The sequence below is a fragment of the Lentzea sp. NPDC036949 genome (assembly GCF_055608075.1).
In genome coordinates this window covers 589,941-607,957 of the sequence record NZ_JBVJRA010000002.1, presented here as the reverse complement: position 1 = coordinate 607,957, position 18,017 = coordinate 589,941, and the positions used below count along the sequence as shown (strand labels likewise).

General features: G+C 73.1%; 24 protein-coding genes. 10 read left to right on the top strand and 14 right to left on the bottom strand.

Translation table 11 applies throughout. From position 1 onward, the window contains the following. Positions 1 to 23: 23 nt before the first annotated feature. A complete protein-coding gene (locus tag ACZ7CD_RS08660) occupies positions 24 to 590 on the bottom strand; it encodes a TetR/AcrR family transcriptional regulator (protein WP_360394580.1) in 567 nt (188 codons plus the stop codon). A gap of 66 nt (positions 591 to 656) precedes the next feature. Between ACZ7CD_RS08660 and ACZ7CD_RS08655 the strand changes: the two genes are divergently transcribed. Next, a complete protein-coding gene (locus ACZ7CD_RS08655; protein ID WP_470378652.1) occupies positions 657 to 1,148 on the top strand; it encodes an FBP domain-containing protein in 492 nt (163 codons plus the stop codon). Between the two features lie 10 nt (positions 1,149 to 1,158). On the opposite strand, the gene ACZ7CD_RS08650 is transcribed toward ACZ7CD_RS08655, so the two are convergent. Next, positions 1,159 to 1,341 carry a hypothetical protein gene (locus ACZ7CD_RS08650; protein WP_360394586.1) on the bottom strand — a complete coding sequence of 61 codons (183 nt, stop codon included), beginning with the start codon at positions 1,339 to 1,341 and terminating at the stop codon, positions 1,159 to 1,161. Positions 1,342 to 1,712: 371 nt separating this feature from the next. Between ACZ7CD_RS08650 and ACZ7CD_RS08645 the strand changes: the two genes are divergently transcribed. Beyond that, positions 1,713 to 2,264 carry an RNA polymerase sigma factor gene (locus tag ACZ7CD_RS08645; protein ID WP_470369249.1) on the top strand — a complete coding sequence of 184 codons (552 nt, stop codon included), beginning with the start codon at positions 1,713 to 1,715 and terminating at the stop codon, positions 2,262 to 2,264. Further along, entirely contained in the window at positions 2,261 to 2,677 is a 417-nt protein-coding gene (locus ACZ7CD_RS08640; RefSeq protein WP_360394592.1) for a hypothetical protein, read from the top strand. Before ACZ7CD_RS08645 ends, ACZ7CD_RS08640 begins: the two co-directional genes overlap by 4 nt. Here ACZ7CD_RS08640 and ACZ7CD_RS08635 read toward each other — a convergent pair. Further along, complete coding sequence (locus ACZ7CD_RS08635) at positions 2,674 to 3,447, bottom strand: S8 family peptidase (RefSeq protein WP_470378651.1); 774 nt, start codon at positions 3,445 to 3,447, stop codon at positions 2,674 to 2,676. The genes ACZ7CD_RS08640 and ACZ7CD_RS08635 overlap by 4 nt on opposite strands. A gap of 81 nt (positions 3,448 to 3,528) precedes the next feature. Here ACZ7CD_RS08635 and ACZ7CD_RS08630 point away from each other — a divergent pair, with 81 nt between their 5' ends. Then, on the top strand, positions 3,529 to 6,048 hold the full coding sequence (locus tag ACZ7CD_RS08630; protein ID WP_470378650.1) for a CHAT domain-containing protein: 2,520 nt from the start codon (positions 3,529 to 3,531) through the stop codon (positions 6,046 to 6,048). Between the two features lie 43 nt (positions 6,049 to 6,091). Here the strand turns inward: ACZ7CD_RS08630 and ACZ7CD_RS08625 are convergent, their stop codons facing one another. Further along, entirely contained in the window at positions 6,092 to 6,628 is a 537-nt protein-coding gene (locus ACZ7CD_RS08625) for an HAD family hydrolase (protein ID WP_458432275.1), read from the bottom strand. Next, positions 6,625 to 7,362, bottom strand: coding sequence for a DeoR/GlpR family DNA-binding transcription regulator (locus ACZ7CD_RS08620; protein ID WP_458432276.1), 738 nt, complete (start codon positions 7,360 to 7,362; stop codon positions 6,625 to 6,627). Before ACZ7CD_RS08620 ends, ACZ7CD_RS08625 begins: the two co-directional genes overlap by 4 nt. A gap of 74 nt (positions 7,363 to 7,436) precedes the next feature. On the opposite strand from ACZ7CD_RS08620, the gene ACZ7CD_RS08615 reads away from it, so the two are divergent. The 4 genes from ACZ7CD_RS08615 to ACZ7CD_RS08600 all read left to right on the top strand — a co-directional run bounded on the left by ACZ7CD_RS08615 (position 7,437) and on the right by ACZ7CD_RS08600 (position 10,313). Beyond that, positions 7,437 to 8,621 carry an MFS transporter gene (locus ACZ7CD_RS08615; protein ID WP_360394607.1) on the top strand — a complete coding sequence of 395 codons (1,185 nt, stop codon included), beginning with the start codon at positions 7,437 to 7,439 and terminating at the stop codon, positions 8,619 to 8,621. A gap of 78 nt (positions 8,622 to 8,699) precedes the next feature. Continuing rightward, positions 8,700 to 9,386 (top strand): RraA family protein, encoded by a 687-nt coding sequence (locus ACZ7CD_RS08610; protein WP_360394610.1) that lies wholly within the window; start codon positions 8,700 to 8,702, stop codon positions 9,384 to 9,386. 109 nt (positions 9,387 to 9,495) lie between these two features. Beyond that, the gene (locus ACZ7CD_RS08605; protein WP_360394613.1) at positions 9,496 to 9,894 is read left to right on the top strand and encodes a VOC family protein; all 399 of its coding nucleotides are present in this window, start codon (positions 9,496 to 9,498) and stop codon (positions 9,892 to 9,894) included. Positions 9,895 to 9,899: 5 nt separating this feature from the next. Next, on the top strand, positions 9,900 to 10,313 hold the full coding sequence (locus ACZ7CD_RS08600) for a YciI family protein (protein WP_360394859.1): 414 nt from the start codon (positions 9,900 to 9,902) through the stop codon (positions 10,311 to 10,313). Positions 10,314 to 10,354: 41 nt separating this feature from the next. On the opposite strand, the gene ACZ7CD_RS08595 is transcribed toward ACZ7CD_RS08600, so the two are convergent. The 3 genes from ACZ7CD_RS08595 to ACZ7CD_RS08585 form a co-directional block, all read right to left on the bottom strand. Next, on the bottom strand, positions 10,355 to 11,107 hold the full coding sequence (locus tag ACZ7CD_RS08595; protein WP_470378649.1) for an SDR family NAD(P)-dependent oxidoreductase: 753 nt from the start codon (positions 11,105 to 11,107) through the stop codon (positions 10,355 to 10,357). Between the two features lie 78 nt (positions 11,108 to 11,185). Further along, on the bottom strand, positions 11,186 to 11,869 hold the full coding sequence (locus tag ACZ7CD_RS08590; protein WP_360394619.1) for an aspartate/glutamate racemase family protein: 684 nt from the start codon (positions 11,867 to 11,869) through the stop codon (positions 11,186 to 11,188). Positions 11,870 to 11,877: 8 nt separating this feature from the next. Continuing rightward, entirely contained in the window at positions 11,878 to 12,432 is a 555-nt protein-coding gene (locus ACZ7CD_RS08585) for a TIGR03086 family metal-binding protein (protein WP_470378648.1), read from the bottom strand. Between the two features lie 65 nt (positions 12,433 to 12,497). Here ACZ7CD_RS08585 and ACZ7CD_RS08580 point away from each other — a divergent pair, with 65 nt between their 5' ends. Together ACZ7CD_RS08580 and ACZ7CD_RS08575 are read left to right on the top strand one after the other, a co-directional pair. Continuing rightward, positions 12,498 to 13,271 (top strand): helix-turn-helix domain-containing protein, encoded by a 774-nt coding sequence (locus ACZ7CD_RS08580; protein WP_360394625.1) that lies wholly within the window; start codon positions 12,498 to 12,500, stop codon positions 13,269 to 13,271. Between the two features lie 43 nt (positions 13,272 to 13,314). Next, complete coding sequence (locus ACZ7CD_RS08575; protein ID WP_470378647.1) at positions 13,315 to 14,256, top strand: GNAT family N-acetyltransferase; 942 nt, start codon at positions 13,315 to 13,317, stop codon at positions 14,254 to 14,256. Between the two features lie 16 nt (positions 14,257 to 14,272). On the opposite strand, the gene ACZ7CD_RS08570 is transcribed toward ACZ7CD_RS08575, so the two are convergent. The 6 genes from ACZ7CD_RS08570 to ACZ7CD_RS08545 all read right to left on the bottom strand — a co-directional run bounded on the left by ACZ7CD_RS08570 (position 14,273) and on the right by ACZ7CD_RS08545 (position 18,009). After that, positions 14,273 to 14,476: a hypothetical protein gene (locus ACZ7CD_RS08570; protein ID WP_470373946.1), complete on the bottom strand. Its 204-nt coding sequence runs from the start codon at positions 14,474 to 14,476 to the stop codon at positions 14,273 to 14,275. Continuing rightward, positions 14,473 to 15,726 carry an RNA polymerase sigma factor gene (locus ACZ7CD_RS08565; protein ID WP_470378646.1) on the bottom strand — a complete coding sequence of 418 codons (1,254 nt, stop codon included), beginning with the start codon at positions 15,724 to 15,726 and terminating at the stop codon, positions 14,473 to 14,475. The genes ACZ7CD_RS08570 and ACZ7CD_RS08565 overlap by 4 nt, the downstream gene beginning before the upstream one ends. Positions 15,727 to 15,733: 7 nt before the next feature. Continuing rightward, complete coding sequence (locus ACZ7CD_RS08560; RefSeq protein WP_458432283.1) at positions 15,734 to 16,000, bottom strand: YciI family protein; 267 nt, start codon at positions 15,998 to 16,000, stop codon at positions 15,734 to 15,736. Then, a complete protein-coding gene (locus tag ACZ7CD_RS08555) occupies positions 15,966 to 16,886 on the bottom strand; it encodes an NAD(P)H-binding protein (protein ID WP_470378645.1) in 921 nt (306 codons plus the stop codon). Before ACZ7CD_RS08555 ends, ACZ7CD_RS08560 begins: the two co-directional genes overlap by 35 nt. Next, positions 16,883 to 17,638 (bottom strand): TetR/AcrR family transcriptional regulator, encoded by a 756-nt coding sequence (locus ACZ7CD_RS08550; RefSeq protein WP_470369240.1) that lies wholly within the window; start codon positions 17,636 to 17,638, stop codon positions 16,883 to 16,885. The genes ACZ7CD_RS08555 and ACZ7CD_RS08550 overlap by 4 nt, the downstream gene beginning before the upstream one ends. Positions 17,639 to 17,700: 62 nt before the next feature. Beyond that, the gene (locus tag ACZ7CD_RS08545) at positions 17,701 to 18,009 is read right to left on the bottom strand and encodes a MerR family transcriptional regulator (RefSeq protein WP_470373951.1); all 309 of its coding nucleotides are present in this window, start codon (positions 18,007 to 18,009) and stop codon (positions 17,701 to 17,703) included. Positions 18,010 to 18,017: the final 8 nt, after the last annotated feature.

Below are 18,017 nucleotides of genomic sequence, written 5' to 3'. Positions count from 1 at the left end.
CTACCCGCCGGTGCCGGCCGGGTTCAGGCGGGCCAGGCGCGCAGCAGCGAGTCGAGCGCGTCCACGGCGCGGGTCCACGACGCCTCGACCCCGCGCGGGTGGCTGTGGAAGGCGCCCGCCTGCTCCAGCGACACGTACCCGTGCAACGTGCTGTGCAGCAGCCGCACGGCGTCGGTCTGGTCGGGTTCCCACAGGTCGTAGCCGCGCAGCAACGCCCGTGTCAGCTCGGTGTGCCGCTCGGCCGCGCCGGTGGCCGCCGTGTCCGGGTCCAGTGCGATCCGCGTGGCCGCGTACCGGCCGGGGTGCTGTTTGGCGTAGCCGCGGTAGGCGTCGGCGAACGCGCGCAGCGCCTGCTTGCCGGAGCGGCCGGCCAGTTCGGCGGCGACGCGGTCGGCGAGTTCGGCCAGCGACTGGACGGCGACGCGGGTGCGCAGGTCGTGGGCGTTGCGGATGTGCGAGTACAGCGAGGCGTCCTTCACGCCGAAGTGGCGGGCGAGCGCGGACACCGTCACGTTGTCGAAGCCGACCTGGTCGGCCAGCTCCGCCGCCGCCTGCGTGAGGCGGTCGGCGGTGATCCCCGCGCGTGCCATGCACCACCCTTCCTAGGGCTCTTAATCATTTGCCTAGTACCTCTAGGTAAACCTACCGTCGAGGTCATGAAGCCGCTGACCGAACACGACATCCGCGCGTCCTTCGTCAATTCCACCAAGGGCGAGGCCAAGCGCATGCACGTGCCCCGCGATCTCGCCGACCGCCCGTGGGCCGACCTGGACTTCCTCGGCTGGCGCGACCCGGCGGCACCCGACCGCTCCTACGTCGTCACCGAGCTCGGCGACCGGTTCGCGGGCGTGGCGCTGCGGCGGGCCGCCCAGTCCGGGCTGCCGCGCAAGTCGATGTGCTCGTGGTGCCTGACCACGCACTCCGGTGACGGCGTGTCGCTGATGACCGCGCGCAAGGCCGGCAAGGCGGGACAGCTGGGCAACTCGGTCGGCGTCTACCTGTGTGCGGACCTGGACTGCTCGCTGTACCTGCGGGGACGCAAGGACGCCGGGTTCGGCGGGCGGATCCACGAGTCACTGGCGAGGGAGGACAAGGTCGACCGGCTGCTGGGGAACGTGGCGGCGTTCTTCGCGCGCGTCAGCTCCTAGGGACCGCCGTCTACAGCTCCAGCACGAGCTCGGCGGTGCACGCGCGGGCGCACGGCCACGGGTCGCCGCACTCGGTGCAGCCGGAGGTCGCGGGCAGGTGCGCCTCGAGCACGCTGACCGCCCGGTCGCGGTAGCGCTCCAGGTCCGACTCCCAGCCGTGGCGGGAGGACGCGGTCGCACTCGTCATCGTCATCAGTCCTCAGGGTTGTGCTGTAGGACACAGGATGCACCCGCGCGAGCGGTTGTGGGTGCGCAACGGGCGAACAGGTCCCGTTCCGGCAGGAAAGCGCACGGCACGTTCGCGCGGCGGGCCGGGCGGGACGTGACCTCCAGCCACGCCCCGCCCGCCCCCAGCCCGCACCACCGGCCCCCCGGTCGATGGCTGCCGGCGCCCCCGACGAACGCCGGCACCACCGTTGTATCGGTCCGGGATTTCTCACGTTCGGGCATCGGCGGCTAATCAACGGGAAAACGTTCCACCGACCGGGCGACCCGCACCGCCCGCACGGCGAACCCGGTGCGCGGAAGGCGAATCTGGGCGGGTGCGGGCGGCATCATGTGGGCATGGACGTACCAGCGGCGCTGGCCGCGGCCGCGCGTGGTGACCAGACGGCGTGGGACGCCCTGGTCAGGCAGTTCAGCGGGCTGCTGTGGTCGGTCGCCCGCGCCCACCGGCTCAGCGACGCCGACGCCGCCGACGCCGTGCAGTGCACCTGGATCAAGCTGGTGGAGCACCTCGACCGCATCGCAGAGCCCGAGCGGCTGGCCGGGTGGCTCGCCACCACGGCGCGGCACGAGTGCCTGCAGCTGATCCGGCGGTCGGGGCGGTTGCCGGAGCCGGCCGAGATCGACGACTCCGCCGACCCCGCGCCGCCGGTGGACCACGCGCTGCTCGTCGGTGAACGGGACGCGGCGCTGTGGCGGGTGTTCGAGGGGCTGCCGGACCGGTGCCGGCGGCTGTTGCGCGTGCTCATGGCGTCACCGCCGCCCGCGTACGCCGAGGTCGCGGCCGCGTTGGACATGCCGGTGGGCAGCATCGGGCCGATCCGGCAGCGGTGCCTCAACCGGCTCAGGGCGCTCGTCAGCGGCGAGCCGGTGCTGGAGGAGCGGTCATGAGCGAGGACGACGACTTCCTGGCCGAGCTGCGGGCGGCGGCGGACCGGTTCGACCCGGTGCCGGCCGGGGTGCTGCGCGACGCGAGCGCGGCACTGGCGCTGCGGGCGCTCGACGAGGAGCTGGCGGTGCTCGTGGAGAACGAGGCGGCGCTGGTGCGCGGTGATGACGGGCCGTTGCTGCTGGCGTTCGAGTCCGAGCGGGTGACGCTGAACCTGGAGATCAGCGGCGACACCGTGCGCGGGCTCGTCACCGGCGCGGTGGGCGAGGTGGTGGTGGAGACACCGCGGTCACGGCGTTCCACCCCGGTCGTCGACGGCTGGTTCACGGTCACGGACGTGCCGTCCGGGCTGGTCAGGGTGCGGGTGACCGCCACGGACGGCACCGTCGTGGTGACCCAGTGGGCGCGCTTCTAGAGCAGGACCCGCACGTCGAACGGGCCGTTGACGCCCCACGCGTGCCGGGTCTCGCACTGGCCGAGCAGCACGTCCCGCGCGGCCGTGGCGGTCAGGCCGCTCTCCATCAGCGCACCGATCCGCCCGGTCACCGCGGCGGCCGCGAACGAGGTGCCCGACCACGTCGCGAACCCCTTCTCGAACGGGCCGTGCACGTCCTCACCGCGGGTGAAGACCGTGATCCACCGGCCGCAGGCGCTGAACTCGGCGATCTCCCCGCTCGCCGTGGTCGCGCCGACCGAGAGGACGCCCGCGTCGGCGGCCGGGTAGTTGCGCAGCGGTGAGGCGTTGTTGGGCACCGCTGCGACGACCACGACGTCACCGGCCAGCGCGTCGAGCGCGGCCCGCAGACCCTCGGGGGTGCCCTGTTCGGAGAGGCTGCCGCCGAACGACAGGTTGATCAGCTTGATGTCGGGCCGGTTCAGGTTCTCCAGCGCGGCCACGACCTGGGTGTCGTCGTCGGGTCCCTCGACCAGGGCGCGGCGCAGGACGACCGTGGCGGTCTTCGCGTGGTCGAGGACCACCCCGGCGACGAACGTGCCGTGCCCGGAGCCCGCCGCCTCGACGTGGTCGTCGTCGACCTCGACGTGACCGTCGAGCCACGGGTGCGGTGCGTAGCCGGTGTCGACCACGCCGATCTTCAGTGCGGCGTCCGCCGCCGGCAGCGGCACCCTGGTGATGGTGCTGACCGCCTGGGCGAGGCCGTAGGCGTGCGGGTCTCTGCCGCCCATGGTGTCCACTCCCCTCCTGCGTCCGGATGAGCATGTCCGAAGCTTGATGCCGCGGCAACGGATAGCTGATACACACCGCCTATGACGCTCGTCCGTGCGGAGCAGGCGAAGGACCTCGCCTACACCTCACCGGCGCGTGCCCGCCGCCTGGCCGAGTCCGTACGCGGCAGGACGGACGCGGAGACCGAGTCGGTGGCGCTGCACGCCCTGGGCATGGCGGCCTCGGCGGTGGGGCGGCTCGACGAGGCCGAACGGCACCTGCGCGCGGCCGTGTCGGTCGCGTCGGTGGCGGGGCTGGTGGTGCGGGCCGCGCAGGCGCGGGGGTCGCTGGGGTACGTGCTGACGCTGACCGGGCGCACGGCGGAGGCGTTGCGGGCGCTGGCCGACGTGCCCGAGCAGGTGGACGGGGTGACCGCGGCGCGGCTGCTGATGCAGCGGGCGCTGGTGCTCACCGAGATCGGCCGGTTCGCCGAGGCCGCCGACGGGTTCGCCGCGGCGCTGGCCGCCAACCCCGGTGACCCGCTGCTGGAGGCGACGATCCGCAACAACCGGGGCCTGCTGCGCGCGCACCGGCGGGACTGGCGGGGTGCGGCGGAGGACCTCGACCTCGCCGAGTCGCTGTACGTCGCCGCCGGTCACACCGGGCGGACCGCGATGGTGTTCCACAACCGCGGGGTGGCGTTCGAGGCGCGCGGCGACGTGCCGGCGGCGCTGGCCGCGTTCGACGAGGCGGCGGCCCGGTACGCGGCGGCCGGGCGGGACCCCGGGCTGCTGCCGATCGAGCGGGCCGAGGCGTTGCTGTCGGTGCGGCTGGTCGCGGAGGCCCGGTCGGCGGCCGCGGCGGCGGTGGCGGCGTTCACCCGGCAGCGCAACTTCGTGGACGTGGTGCAGGCACGGCTGGTGCTGGCGCGGGTGGAGCTGGTGGCGGGGGACCCGGTTGCGGCACTGGCCTCGGCGGTGTCGGCGGGGCGGTCGGCGCGGCGGCAGGGGCGGCCCGCGTGGGCGGCGTTCGCCGGGTACCTGGCGTTGCGGGCGCGGTGGGAGCGGGGGTCGGCGTCGCTGCGGTCCGCGCGCCGGGTCGTCGAGGCGCTGGCCGGTGAGGGCTGGGTGGTCGCGGCGCTCGACGCGCGGCTGATCGTGGCGCGGCTGGCCCTGCAGCCACCGCGGCACCGGGCGGTGGCGCGCGCGGAGCTGACCGCCGTCGCCGCGGCCGCCCGCACCGGTCCGGCGGAGCTGCGCGCACGGGCCTGGCACGCGACGGCCCTGCTGCGACTCGCCGACGGTGACGTGAAGGGTGCCGAGGCGGCGCTGCGGTCCGGGGTCGACGTGCTGGCGGCGTTCCGCAACGGTCTGGGCGCGACGGAGCTGCGGGCGCACGCGTCCGGGCTGGCGGGCGAGCTGGTCGCCACCGGCACGCGGCTGGCCCTGGCCGGCGGCCGTCCCGCCGCGGTGTTCGGGTGGGCGGAGCGGTGGCGGGCGGGGGCGTTGCGCGTGCGCCCGGTGCGGCCGCCCGACGACGACCGGCTGGCCGACGACCTCGCGGAGCTGCGGCAGGTCATGGCCGCCGGAGACCTGCGCCGACAGGCCGAGCTGGAGCAGGCGATCAGGGCACGGGCCCGGCACGCGACCGGCATCCGTGCCGCCGACCCACCGCCGTCGCGCACCCGGCTCAGCACGGCGCTGGGCGATCACGTGCTGGTCGAGTACGTCGAGTCCGACGGGCGGCTGCACGCGGTCGTCCTCGACCGCGGCAGGGTCCGGTTGCTCGACGCGGGCCCGGCCGAGGCCGCCGCACGGGAGGTGCAGGCGCTGCGGTTCGGCATCAACCACCTCGCGCACCGCATCGGCTCCGACCGCACCCGCAAGGCCATCGAGGAACGCCTCGGCCAGGCCGCCGACCGCCTCGACCGGCTCCTGCCCGCGACGAGGAAACCGCTGGTCATCGTGCCGACCGGTGCGTTGCACGCACTTCCGTGGCCCGCGCTGCCCAGCTGCCGGGGCCGGGCGGTGACCGTCGCGCCGTCCGCGGCGCTGTGGCTCAGGGCCGCGGAGTCCGACCACGTCACCGGGCGCGCGGTGCTGGCCGCCGGACCGGGCCTGCGCCACGCCGTGGCCGAGGTCGAAGCCCTGAAGCGCCGCTACCCGCACGCCGAGCGGTTCACCGGCAGGAGGGCGACCACGGCGAACCTGCTGCACGCCCTCGACGGCGCCGAGCTCGCGCACATCGCCGCGCACGGCCGGTTCCGCGCGGACAACCCGCTGTTCTCGACGCTCACCCTCGCCGACGGTCCGCTCACCGTCTACGACCTCGAAGGACTGCACCGGCCGCCGCGGCAGGTGATCCTGTCCGCGTGCGAGGCGGGCAACTCGGGCATTCGTCCGGGTGACGAGCTGCTCGGCCTCGCCGCGGCACTGCTGGCGCTGGGCACCAGGACCCTCATCGCCTCGGCGGTGTCGGTGCCCGACGACACCAGCAAGGCGCTGATGCTGCGCTACCACCGGGAGCTGGCGGCCGGCCGTGCCCCGGCGGAGGCGTTGGCGAAGGCGCAGCGCACCTGGACCGAGGCGGTGTTCCAGTGCTACGGCGCGTCTCTGCCCTGACAAAACGGTCCGACGGGTGCGGTGCGCTCAGGTCCCCGTGCGATCACGCGTGGAGAACCGCCCGCAGCCCGTCGATGCCCGTGAAGTGGTGCCCGCGCATCCCGGCCCGCCGCGCCGCCTCGACGTTCTCCAGCCGGTCGTCCACGAACAGGATCTCGTCGTCGCCGAGGCGTTCCCGGCACCACTCGAACGCCTCGATCGACGGTTTCGCGTGTCCGATGCGGCAGGAGAACGCCCGCAGCTCGAACAGGTCGAGCCACGGGTAGCGGCGCTCGAAGTCGCGGGCGTGGTCCTCGGGGATGTTCGACAGCAACGCGATGCGCCGGCCCGCGGCGTGCAGTGCGCCGAGCAGGGCGACCATCTCGTCGTCGACCTCGGTCCAGCTCGCCACGTCCTGCTCGACCATCGGCGGGTACCCGACGCGCCGCCAGTACTCGGCGGCGGTCACGTCGCCGCGGTCGTAGGCGGGGCGGTGCGCCCAGTAGGCCTGCCAGAACGCCGGGTCGGTGCTCATGGTGTCCATCACCGCCCGGGACTGGTCGCGGGCGATCACCCCGAACATGTCGAACAGCACGATCACGCCGTCACCACCGCCACGCCCGCTGCCGTCAACCCGTCGTCGCCGTCCGCATCGGTCACCACGGCGTCCAGGGCGGACACCGGTGCCACGAACGCCAGCGCGGTGCGCGTCAGCTTCGAGGCGTCGGCTGCGGCGATCACGCGCCGGGCCGACGAGATCGCCGCGCGCTTGACCGCGGCGTCGTCCAGGTCGAACGCGGTCAGGCCCTGCTCGGCGGAGAGGCCGCAGCAGCCGATGACCGCCGTGTCGAAGCGCAGCGACTGCAGCGACTGCAGGGTCAGCGGTCCGGTCAGCGCCAGCTCCCCCGCGCGCGGTGTGCCGCCGGGGATCAGCAACGTCAGCGACGGGCCGCCCACCAGCGCGTTCACCGCGTGCAGCGACAGCGGCATCACGGTCAGACGGCGCGCATGCAGCACGTGGGCGACCTCCACGCACGTGGTGCCGCTGTCGAGCACGACCGACTCGCCGTCGGAGAGCAGGCCCGCGACGACCCCGGCGATGCGGCGCTTGGCGTCCAGCGCCTCCTCCGAACGCAGTGCGTACGGTGGTTCAGACCCGCGCAGCAGCAGGCTGCGCGCACCACCGCGGTAGCGCTCCAGCACGCCTTGCGCGGCGAGCACCTCCAGGTCGCGGCGGATCGTCATCTCGGACGCGCCGGTCAGCGACGCGAGCTCCGCCACACCGAGGGAGCCGGCGTCGCGCACGGCCTCGGTGATCTGCCTCAGTCGGGACACACTCGCGATTGAACACCAGCTGTGTTCGAAGTTCAAACTTTCAAACACGCGGATTGTTCGTTAGCGTGAAGCATGTGAACGCTCTCAGGGCCGCGCGGGTGGCCACCTTCACGTACTTCGCCCTCAACGGCTTCCTGCTCGGCATGTGGATCGTGCACATCCCCACGGTCGAGCGCCGGGTCGGCATCGACCACGCGGAGCTCGGCCGGTTGCTGCTGGTCCTCGGGCTCGGCGCGTTCATCGGCATGCGGGCCGGCGGCTGGCTGACCGACCGGTTCGGCGCGCGCACCGTCACCCCGCTCGCGGGCGTGCTGTGCAGCGCGGCCGTCGTGCTGCCGGGACTCTCCACCGGTGAGCTGGCGCTCGCCGCGGCGTTGCTGGCGTTCGGGTTCGGCAACGGCGTGCTGGACATGGCGATGAACGGGCACGCGGTCGTCGTCGAACGCGAGTACGCGCGCCCGGTGATGTCGGCCTTCCACGCGACCTGGTCGCTGGGCGGTGTCGCCGCCTCCCTGGTCGGCGCGCGCACGCTGAGCTGGGAGCTCTCGCCGGCCACGACGCTCGCGGTGGTCGCCGTCGTCGGCGTGGTGGTCAGCCTCGTCACGGCACCGGCGTTGTCGCACGGCGCGACGACCATCCCGCACGAAGGCGACGAGGACCAGCCCAGGACGAAGAAGAAGGTGCCGCTGCGGATCTGGGTCATGGCGGGGCTCGCGTTCATGGTGATGCTCAGCGAGGGCGTCGCCAACGACTGGAGCGTGCTGCACCTGCAGGACGTCCTGGGCGCCGAACCGCAGATCGCCGCGCTCGCCTACGGCGCCTTCGCGACCACCATGACCGTCGGGCGGCTGCTGGCGGACCGGGTCACCGCGAAGATCGGGCCGATGGCGGTGCTGCGCTGGGGTGCGGTGATCGCGGCGGCCGGGTTGCTGCTGGCGGCGTTCGCACCGTGGACCGGCCTGGCGATCGCGGGCTGGGCGGTGGCCGGCGCCGGGTTGTCCGGCACGGTGCCGCAGCTGTTCAGCGCGGCCGGGCACAGCGACCCGAGCTCCGCGGCGGTGAACATGTCGCGGGTGGCGGGCCTGGGCTACATCGGCGTGCTCGCCGGGCCCGCGGTGATCGGCTGGCTCACGCACCTGATGCCGCTCAACGTCGCGTTCGTGCTGCCGGTGCTGTTCTGCGTGGTCACGGCGTTCGCGGCCGGTGTGCTCAGGCCCGCGGCCACCGAGGTCGAACGCACCGCCGACCCCGTGCACTGACGGAACGGGCGCGGCACGCCGGAAAGGCCTCGATCTTTCCGGCGTGCCGCAGCGCTCGCAGGTGATTCACTGTCCCGCATGGATCTCCCCGAACTGGACCTCGCCGCGCTGGACCTGACCACCGCGCACCTGGCCGACGCCTGCATCCGCACCGGCGTCCCGGTCCGCACCGCCACCCTCGCCCCGGTCGTCCCCGGCAGCAGGGTCGCCGGCCGCGTCCTGCCCGCCCGCCACGCCGGCAGCGTGGACGTCTTCCTCGAAGCCGTCGAGCGCAGCGCACCCGGTGACGTGCTCGTCGTCGACAACGACGGCCGCACCGACGAGGCGTGCATCGGCGACATGGTCGTGCTGGAGGCCCAGGCCGCGCAGCTGCGCGGCCTGGTGGTCTGGGGCCTGCACCGCGACACCTCGGACATCCGCGCGATCGGGCTGCCGGTGTTCAGCCTCGGCGCAAACCCGACGGGGCCGCTGAGCCTGCGCGACCGGGCACCGGAGGCGCTGTCGACCGCCCAGGTCGACCAGTGGACCGTCACCAGCGGCGATGTCGTGTTCGGCGACGACGACGGCGTGCTGTTCGTGCCCGCCGACCAGGTCGAGACCGTGATCGCCAAAGCGCGGGGCATCCGCGACGTCGAACGGGCGCAGGCGCAGCGCGTGCGGCAGGGTGAGTCCCTGCGCAGCCAGCTGCGGTTCGACGAGTACCTCGCGAGCGGGCTCACGTTCCGCGAGCACCTGCGCGAGATCGGCGGCGCAGTCGAGGAGTGAGGACCGCGATCGCGCAGCTCCGGTATGCGGGTCGCGACCCCGTGTCGAAAAGGTCCTGAGCCCTTCGACGGACCGGTGACAACGCCAGCCGCGGAGAGGAAGCGCAGAGATGGACTGGACCCTCGAGGTCGTCGTCGTACCGGTGTCGGACCTGGACCGGGCGAAGCACTTCTACGCAGAACAGCTCGGGTTCGTCGTCGACCACGACACGACGTTCGACGAGAACACGCGCATCATGCAGCTCACGCCACCCGGCTCCGGCTGCTCGGTGGTGATCGGCAAGGGGATCGTGAAGGGCGAGCCCGGCACGCTCAAGGGCGTCCAGCTCGTGGTCTCCGACCTGGAGAAGGCTCGCGCGCAGCTCGTCGAGCGCGGGGTCGAGGTCAGCGAGATCGTGCGGATGAACGAGAAGGACGGCGGGTCGTTCGTGTTCTTCGACGACCCGGACGGCAACAGCTGGGCCGTGCAGGAGATCAGGGCCCGCGCGACCGGTGGGGAGTGGAAGTGAAGTACATGCTGGTCAGCTACGGCGGCGCCCAGGAGGACTGGGAGGGGCTCGCCGCGTGGACCGACGAGGACATGCACCGGATGATCGGGTACATGCGCGACCTGGACGCCGAGCTGCGCGCCACCGGTGAGCTGCTGCAGTCCGAGGGGCTCAGCGGGCCCGCGCGGGCGTTCGTGGTGCGCGGCGGCGAGGACGGCGTGCCGAACGTGGTCGACGGGCCGTTCGCCGAGTCCAAGGAGGTCATCGCCGGCTACTGGGTGGTCGACGTGGACAGCCGCGAGCGGCTGCTGGAGATCTGCCAGAAGGCCTCGGCGTGCCCCGGCCCCGGCGGGAAGGTCCTGAACCAGCCGATCGAGGTGCACCCGATCATGGGCGCCCCCGACGTCGACCAGGACACCCTGGCGCCGTACAAGCAGTGACCGGGACGGGGTCGGACCGCTCAGGCCCGACCCCACCGGGATCAGCCGTGCGGGTAGCCGCTGACGTAGAGGACCTGGCCGGTCACGAAGTCGGCGTCCTCGGCGGCGAAGAACAGCACCGCACGCGCGATGTCGTGCGGTGTGCCGATCCGCCCGACCGGGATCGACCTGCGCACCACTTCGAGGTGTTCGTCCACGGTGCGCCCGGCCCGCGCGGCGCTGACCTCCGTCATGCCGGTCCGCACGGTGCCGGGACCGACGGCGTTGACGGTGATGCCGTGCGGTGCGAGGTCGAGCGCGGCACCGCGGGTGAGCCCCTCGACACCGGCCTTCGCGGCGACGTAGTTGATCCGTTCGCCCTGCACGATCGCGGAGATGCTGGAGATGGTGACGATCCGCCCCCACCCGGCGTCCCGCATCGCCGGCGCGGTGGCCTTGAGCATCAGGAACGCGCCGCGCAGGACCGTGCCCTGCACCGCGTCCCAGTCCTCCAGGGGCATGTCCAGCGGGTGGTTGTCCCGCGCGAACCCGGCGTTGTTGACCAGGATCTCCACCGGCCCGAACGCCGCGACGACCTCGGCCACCGCCGCGTCCACCGAGGCCGGGTCGCTGACGTCGCACTCCACCGCGACCGCCTGCCCACCCGCCTCGGCGATCCGGCCGGCGACCGTGCGGGCGCCCTCGACGTCGCGGTCCACCACGGCGACCCGGTGACCCAGCTCGGCCAGCTCCTGCGCGATACCGGCGCCGATTCCCGATCCAGCGCCGGTGACCAGCGCGACACGTGACTGCATGTGGTCAACCTGCGCGAGGCCGGTCCCGTCCGCAACCGGGTTTCGCGAACGGTGCGGCTTCACCAGATGAGCAACGGCTCAGGCCAGCGCGCGTGCGACGGCGGCTTCGACGTGCAGCCGGGTCGTGGGGAACACCGGCAGCGGCACATCGTGCTGGCTGATCAGCAGCTCGATCTCGGTGCAGCCGAGGATCACGCCCTGCGCGCCCTCGAACCGGCCGATCACGTCCTGGTAGGCGCGCCGCGACTCGTCCTTCACCACACCCAGGCACAGCTCGTCGTAGATGATCCGGTGCACGGTCGCGCGGTCCTGCGGGCTGGGCAGCAGCACCGTGAGGCCGTGCTGCTCCAGGCGTTCGCGGTAGAACGGCTGGTCCATGGTGAACCCGGTGCCGAGCAGCCCGACGGTGGTGAGCCCGGCCTGCGTGATGGCGGTGGCGGTGGTGTCGCCGAGGTGGACCACCGGGATGTCGACGGCGGCCTGGACCTCGTCGAACACCTTGTGCATGGTGTTGGTGCAGATGAGCAGGAAGTCCGCGCCGCCGGCCTGCACGAGCCGCGCGGCGTCGGCCAGTGCCTTCGCCGCGTCGTCCCACCTGGCCTCGACCTGCATGCGTTCGATCTCGGCGAAGTCGACGGAGTGCAGCACGACCTTGGCCGAGTGCAGGCCGCCCAGCCGTTCGCGCACGACGGTGTTGGCGAGCCGGTAGTACTCCGCGCTGCTCTCCCAGCTCATGCCGCCGAGCATCCCGATGGTCAACATGCCGTCAGTCAAGCACTCCAGCGCGCGTCGCGTCCGGTCTTGGCCAGCAGCCGTTCGAACGCGGTGGCGTCGACGGGTGGTTCGGTGGGGGCCTGGAAGACGTTCCACTCCAGGGCGGTGGGGCCCATCTGCTCGACGAGGCCCTCGACGGCGGTGAGCACCTCGGGGTCGGGTTCGAACCGCTGACCGGTGGCCTGTGCGAGGTCGGAGGCGTGGATGGTGAGGTCGAGCAGCGCGAGCCCGCCGACCACGGAGGCGGGCAGGTTCATGGTGCCGGCGATGCCCTCGTCCGCGCCGGGCTGTCCCCAGGCCTCGACGAGCCGGGCGGTCTCGGCCGGGTACTGCGCGCGCCAGTCCGGGTAGTGCGGTGTGGTGCCGAAGTCGGCGTCCTGCTTGACGGCGAGCTTCTGGAACTCGACGACGACGTGCAGCAGGTGGTCGAGCAACGCGCGCACGTCGTAGTCAGCGCACGGGGTCGGCTTGGTCAGGTCGTCGTCGCTGATGGTCGCGATGACGGGCAACGCGTGGTCGCGGGCCCGGTCGAGCAGAACGCTGAGCTTCATGGTGAGGACGGTAGGACGCGGCGTGGGGACGTTCTTGAAGAAACGCGCCACATAGGATTCCCGGCGTGCAGGGGCCGCGCCGGGACACACGGGGGATCGTCGACGCACGGGAGCTTTTCGCCCGTGTCCGGTTCCGCCGCCGCCTGCCCGCGCCCGAGCTGCGGCCGTACCTGGAGCACTACTGGCTCATCGACGGCGAGCTGGACACGCCCTACACCTCGCACGTCGTGCCGCACCCGTCGGTGAACGTCGTGTTCGAGCACGGCCACGAGCACCCGGAGATCGCTGGGGTCGGGCTGGGGTTGTTCAGCCGGGAGCTGCGCGGGCGGGTGCGGGTCGCCGGGGTCCAGTTCCGGCCGGGCGGGTTCCGGCCGTTCCGCGCGGAGCCGGTGTCGCGGTGGACCGGGCGGCACGTGCGGCTGACCGACGTGCCCGCGGCGCTCGTGCTGGCCGTGGAGGGCGAGGATGATCGGGTGGCGGCGCTGGACGCGTTCCTGCTGGGCCTCGGACCGGTCGCCGACCCGCAGGCGGCGCTCGCGGTGGAGCTGGTGCAGCGCATCCGCGAGGACCGGGAGATCCGCCGGGTCGCTGACTTCGCCCGTGCCGAGGGCGTGGCGGTGCGGACGTTGCAGCGGCTGTTCGCCGACTACGTGGGGGTCAGCCCGAAGTGGGTGATCCTGCGCTACCGCATCCACGAGGCGCTGGAACGGGCGGAGACCGACGTCGAGTGGGCCGGGCTCGCCGCCGACCTCGGCTACAGCGACCAGGCGCACCTGGTCCGCGACTTCACGCAGACCGTCGGCGTCTCCCCCACCGCCTACGCCAGGGCGCTGACCTGAAAACGGTTCGACGCCGCCGCCGGCCCCTGCCACAGTGCCCGCTGTGACGACCGAACTCCTCACCGCCGAGGACGTGCGCCTGATGCAGGGCCTGGCTCAGCGGGTCACCGCGGTCCGCCCGGAGCTGGTCAACAGCGACGCCTCCTACGGTGAGCTCGCGTGGAACTGGGGCAAGGACCACGCCACCGAGGGCCACGCCTGGGTGCGCCGGCTCTGGTTCGCGGGCGACGACCTGGTGGCCTGGGGGTGGGCGCAGCTGCCGCGCCGGGTGGTCCGCCGTGACGGTTCGGTCAGGGACGTCACCGGCGCCTACCTCGCCCACCAGGTGCACCCCGGCCACCCGGCGCTGCTGGACGAGGTGGTCGACTGGTTCGACGGCGTCGCACCGGGTGTCGACCGCACGGTGCTGCCCAACGCCGACGACGAGGCCGCCCTCGCGCGGTGGACGGCGCACGGCTACGAGGTCGACCGGGACTCGCTCGGCGGCTGGACCCAGCTCAACGAACGCGACCTCACCGACATCGCGCAACCCGTGCTGCCGGCCGGTTTCCGGTTCCGCACCGCCGACGAGGCCGGACCGGAGGCGGTGGTGCGGGCGCACGTCGACGCCTGGGCCGGCTCGACGTACTCGCCGCGGTCCTACGAGGGTGTCCGGCAGACGGCCGCTTACCGCGGTGACCTGCACGTCCTGGTCGAGGCGCCGGACGGGACGATGGCGTGCTCGGCGATCATGTGGCTCGACGAGGTCAACCGGACCGCCGAGTTCGAACCGGTCGGCACCCACCCGGAGCACCGCAGGCGCGGCCTGGCCAGCGCGGTGTTGCTGCACGGCATGCGGCTCGCGCGGGCGGCAGGGGCGGTGCACGTGACGGTCGCGTGCCTGGGCGCGGACGAGCACCCGTCGGCACGGGAGCTGTACTACGGCGTCGGGTTCCGGCTGCTGTCGCGCGACCTGCCGCTGATCAAGCGGGCGGACAGCGCCTGATCGGCCACACCACGGCTCACCTCGCCAGTGCGCGTCCGATCGCGGCCACCGCCGTCGTGATGTCGCCCGGTGTCGTCGCCGCGTACCCCAGCACCAGCCCCGGCGCGTGCTCGGTCTGGCAGTGCCACGACAGCGGCTGCACCTTCACCCCGCCGGCGAGCACCCGCGCCCGGTTCTTCGCGGTGTCGTTCGCCGCGCTGGGGGTGACGCTCGCGCTCACGTGAGGCAGGCGGCGGCGCGGTCGAGCAGCAGGGTGCGCTCGCGTTCGTTGCGGGTCAGGCCCGCCGCCTTCTCGAACTCCGCTCGTGCCTCGTCGGTGCGGCCGAGCTTGAGCAGGAAGTCGCCGCGCACGCTGGGCAGCAGGTGGTAGCCCTGCAACGCCTTCGCGCCCGCGATCTCGTCGACGAGCGCGAGACCGGCGGCCGGTCCGTAGGCCATGGACAGCGCCACCGCCCGGTTGAGCTCGACCACCGGCGAGGGCGAGAGCCGTGCGAGCACCTCGTAGAGCGCGGCGATGCGCCGCCAGTCGGTGTCCTCGGGCCTGCGGGCGCGGGCGTGGCAGGCCGCGAGCGCCGCCTGCACGTAGTAGGGGCCGGGCGGCTGGTTGAGCGCCTCCGCCCGTTCCAGCGCCGCGAGGCCGCGGCCGACGAGCAGCCAGTCCCACCGGGCGCGGTCCTGCTCCAGCAGCAGGATCGGCGTGCCGTCGGGGGCGGTGCGGGCCTGGGAACGGGAGGCCTGGATCTCCATCAGTGCCACCAGCCCGTGGACCTCGGCCTCCTTCGGCGCGAGCTCGGCGAGCACCCGGCCCAGCCGCAGCGCCTCCGCGCACAGCTCCGGCCGCATCCAGTGGTCGCCCCGCGTGGCGGAGTAGCCCTCGTTGAAGATCAGGTAGATGACCTCGAGGACGCTGGCCAGGCGGGCGGCGAGCTCCGGTCCCTCCGGCACCTCGAACGGCACCCCGGCCTCGGCCAGCGCCTTCTTCGCGCGCACGATCCGCTGCGCCACCGCGGTGTCGCTGACCAGGAACGCCCGCGCGATCTCCTCGGTCTTGAGGCCGCCGAGCATCTTGAGCGTCAGCGCGACCCGCGCCTCGGTGCCCAGCACGGGGTGGCAGGCGGTGAACATGAGGCTGAGCAGGTCGTCGCCGATCTCGTCCTCGACACCTTCGGCGGCGTCCGGTGTGGACTCCCGGACGTCGCGGCCGATCTCCTCGACCTTGCGGTTGAAGTTCTCGCGGCGGCGGATCTGGTCGACGGCCCGGCGCTTGGCCGTGGTCGTCAGCCACGCGCCGGGGTTGTTCGGCACTCCCTCGACCGGCCACTGCTCCAATGCCGCGACCAGCGCGTCCTGTGCCATCTCTTCGGCCAGGCCGACGTCGCGCACGTACCTGGCGAGCACGGCGATGACCTTCGCCGACTCCATCCGCCAGACCGCGTCGATCGTCCGGTGCACCGAGGTCGTAGCCCCCATGGGGGCATCAGACCACAGCCACCTGCCGGATTTCCACGATGCACCCGGCCACTGGCAGGCGCCGCACGCGTTCGACCGCTTCGGCGTGGTCGCGCACGTCGATCAGCCAGTACCCGCGCACCGGCGCACCCGCCGTGGCACGGCCGTTCCCGTCGACGGCGCCGGCGCGCAGGTCGGCCGCGTCGAGCAGCACCCCCGCCCGCGCCAGCGCGTCGCAGTACCTCGTGGCGAACGGCAGCTCAGCCGCCGTCCTGACGATCACCAGAAACCGCACCGGGTCCTCCTCGTCGCGCGTCCCCCGCGGGAACGTCGATCGAGGAGCCGCCGAAATCGACGGCGTGGTCGCGCGCCCATGCCGCGAACGTGCGGTAGGGCCTGCCGGTGACGGTCTCGAAGTCCGGCTCCACCGCGAACTCGTAGTCGGAGAAGTCGTCCGCGTCGCCGCCCTCGTAGCCGCCGAGGCCCAGGACGTAGCGGGCGATCTCCTCCGGCCAGCCCACGCTCACGTAGTAGGCCAGTGCCTGCTCGACCGTGACGTCGGCGAAGCGCAGCTCCCGCCCGAGCACCTCGCCGATCGCCCGCGCCATCTCGCGTTGCGTGAGCGGCGCGGGGCCGCTGAGCGTGTAGGCCTTGCCGTCGTGGCCGTCCTCCAGCAGCGCGGCGACCGCCACGTCGGCGACGTCGGCCTCGTGGATCGGCTGGCCGAGCTCGTCGGGGTTCGGGTGCACGATCGTGCCGTCGGCGCGGATCGACGGCGCCCACAGGTCGACCTTGTTGACCGCGAACTCGCCGGGCCGCACGTGCGTCCACGCCACCCCGGAGGCCTCGACCGCCTGCTCGACCGGCAGGTGGTGGGTCCGGTCGTAGCCGTGGGTCACCGCGCCCGAGGACAACGTGACGATCCTGTGCACACCGGCGCGCACGGCCAGGTCGACGACGCGCTGCGCGGTGGGCGGGTGCGCGAACAGGTAGAGCTTGTCGACGCCGTCGAACGGGATGCCGCCGGGGTCGTCGAGGTCGCCGCGCACCACCTCGACGCCGTCCGGGAAGCTCGCCTTCGCGGGGTCGCGGGTCATCGCCCGCACGGCGGTGCGGTCCGCGAGTCCCCGCACCACCAGCCGGCCGACGTTGCCGGTCGCTCCGGTCACCAGGACCGTCATCGCAGGCCTCCCTCGATGCCGTCGAGCAGCTTGGTCAGGCCGTAGTCGAACGAGCCGCGCACCTGCTCGGCGAGCGTGCCGCCGGTGTCGTAGGCGCCGGCGTTCCACAGGGTCGTCATCGTCGGGTAGCGCTCCACGTCGAAGTAGTCGTCCCAGAACAGCTGCCGCGCGTGCCACCAGGAGTCGCCGGACTCGCCGGTGACCTGTTCGAGCTGCTGGTCGTCGACCTCGGCGGCCGCGGCGCCGTGCACGAACCCCTCGACGGCGGTGTGCGCGACGATGACCTGCCGCGGTTCGAGCCCGGAGTCGGCCAGCGCGGCCAGCACGAACTCCTGCCCGTCCATCAGGCCCGGTCCGAGCGGTGGCCGCACCATCGACACGTCCCGCATCCACGGGTGCGCCTGGTAGACGGCGCGGGTGCGGTCGGCGTAGTGCCGGATGCGTTCCCGCCACGTGCCCTCGGCGCTCAGGTCGCGTTCCTGCAGCACCGTGTCGGCCATCAGGTCGATGAGCTCGGCCTTGCCGGGCACGTGCCCGTAGAGCGACATCGTGCCGACGGTGAGCTCCTGTGCGACGCGCGCCATCGACATCGCCGCGAGTCCTTCGCGGTCGGCCACGGCGATGGCGGCCGCGACGACCTGGTCGACGCTCACCTTGGGCTTCCTGCCGACCGGTTTGGGCTCCGGCGGCCGGCGCCAGAGCAGTGCGATGGTCTTGGCGGCGTCTCCTGCGCCGCTGCGTTCGACGGCCATGCGTCCCCCTCATTTCCGTAGGCCATACGGAAACAATACCGTACGTCATACGGAAACTGGGGTCAGTTCGTGCCGAGCCGCGCCCGGAGGTCCGTCACCTGGGCTTTCGCGGCGGTCAGGTCGTCCTGCAGCCGGACGATCACGATCGCGGAGGCCAGCGGGTGACCGTCGTCGAACAGGGCCCGGAAGCGCTGGGCGAGGCCGAGCTGACGGCGGGAGTAGCGGCGGTGACCGCCGTCGGAGCGCTGCGGCACGAGGACGTCGGCCGCGTCGAGGCTGCGCAGGAACGCCTGCTGCACGCCGAGCAGCTCGGCCGCCCTGCCCATGCTGTAGGCCGGGTAGTCCTCGTCGTCGAGGTCGCTGAGCGGCACGCCGGACT

What these genes read in the sequence shown, in the direction of transcription:
- ACZ7CD_RS08660 (WP_360394580.1), bottom strand. Translation starts at nt 590, where the DNA reads ATGGCACGCGCGGGGATCACCGCCGACCGCCTCACGCAGGCGGCGGCG.
- ACZ7CD_RS08655 (WP_470378652.1), top strand. Translation starts at nt 657, where the DNA reads ATGAAGCCGCTGACCGAACACGACATCCGCGCGTCCTTCGTCAATTCC.
- ACZ7CD_RS08650 (WP_360394586.1), bottom strand. Translation starts at nt 1,341, where the DNA reads ATGACGATGACGAGTGCGACCGCGTCCTCCCGCCACGGCTGGGAGTCG.
- ACZ7CD_RS08645 (WP_470369249.1), top strand. Translation starts at nt 1,713, where the DNA reads ATGGACGTACCAGCGGCGCTGGCCGCGGCCGCGCGTGGTGACCAGACG.
- ACZ7CD_RS08640 (WP_360394592.1), top strand. Translation starts at nt 2,261, where the DNA reads ATGAGCGAGGACGACGACTTCCTGGCCGAGCTGCGGGCGGCGGCGGAC.
- ACZ7CD_RS08635 (WP_470378651.1), bottom strand. Translation starts at nt 3,447, where the DNA reads ATGGGCGGCAGAGACCCGCACGCCTACGGCCTCGCCCAGGCGGTCAGC.
- ACZ7CD_RS08630 (WP_470378650.1), top strand. Translation starts at nt 3,529, where the DNA reads ATGACGCTCGTCCGTGCGGAGCAGGCGAAGGACCTCGCCTACACCTCA.
- ACZ7CD_RS08610 (WP_360394610.1), top strand. Translation starts at nt 8,700, where the DNA reads ATGGATCTCCCCGAACTGGACCTCGCCGCGCTGGACCTGACCACCGCG.
- ACZ7CD_RS08605 (WP_360394613.1), top strand. Translation starts at nt 9,496, where the DNA reads ATGGACTGGACCCTCGAGGTCGTCGTCGTACCGGTGTCGGACCTGGAC.
- ACZ7CD_RS08600 (WP_360394859.1), top strand. Translation starts at nt 9,900, where the DNA reads ATGCTGGTCAGCTACGGCGGCGCCCAGGAGGACTGGGAGGGGCTCGCC.
- ACZ7CD_RS08595 (WP_470378649.1), bottom strand. Translation starts at nt 11,107, where the DNA reads ATGCAGTCACGTGTCGCGCTGGTCACCGGCGCTGGATCGGGAATCGGC.
- ACZ7CD_RS08590 (WP_360394619.1), bottom strand. Translation starts at nt 11,869, where the DNA reads ATGTTGACCATCGGGATGCTCGGCGGCATGAGCTGGGAGAGCAGCGCG.
- ACZ7CD_RS08585 (WP_470378648.1), bottom strand. Translation starts at nt 12,432, where the DNA reads ATGAAGCTCAGCGTTCTGCTCGACCGGGCCCGCGACCACGCGTTGCCC.
- ACZ7CD_RS08565 (WP_470378646.1), bottom strand. Translation starts at nt 15,726, where the DNA reads ATGGGGGCTACGACCTCGGTGCACCGGACGATCGACGCGGTCTGGCGG.
- ACZ7CD_RS08555 (WP_470378645.1), bottom strand. Translation starts at nt 16,886, where the DNA reads ATGACGGTCCTGGTGACCGGAGCGACCGGCAACGTCGGCCGGCTGGTG.
- ACZ7CD_RS08550 (WP_470369240.1), bottom strand. Translation starts at nt 17,638, where the DNA reads ATGGCCGTCGAACGCAGCGGCGCAGGAGACGCCGCCAAGACCATCGCA.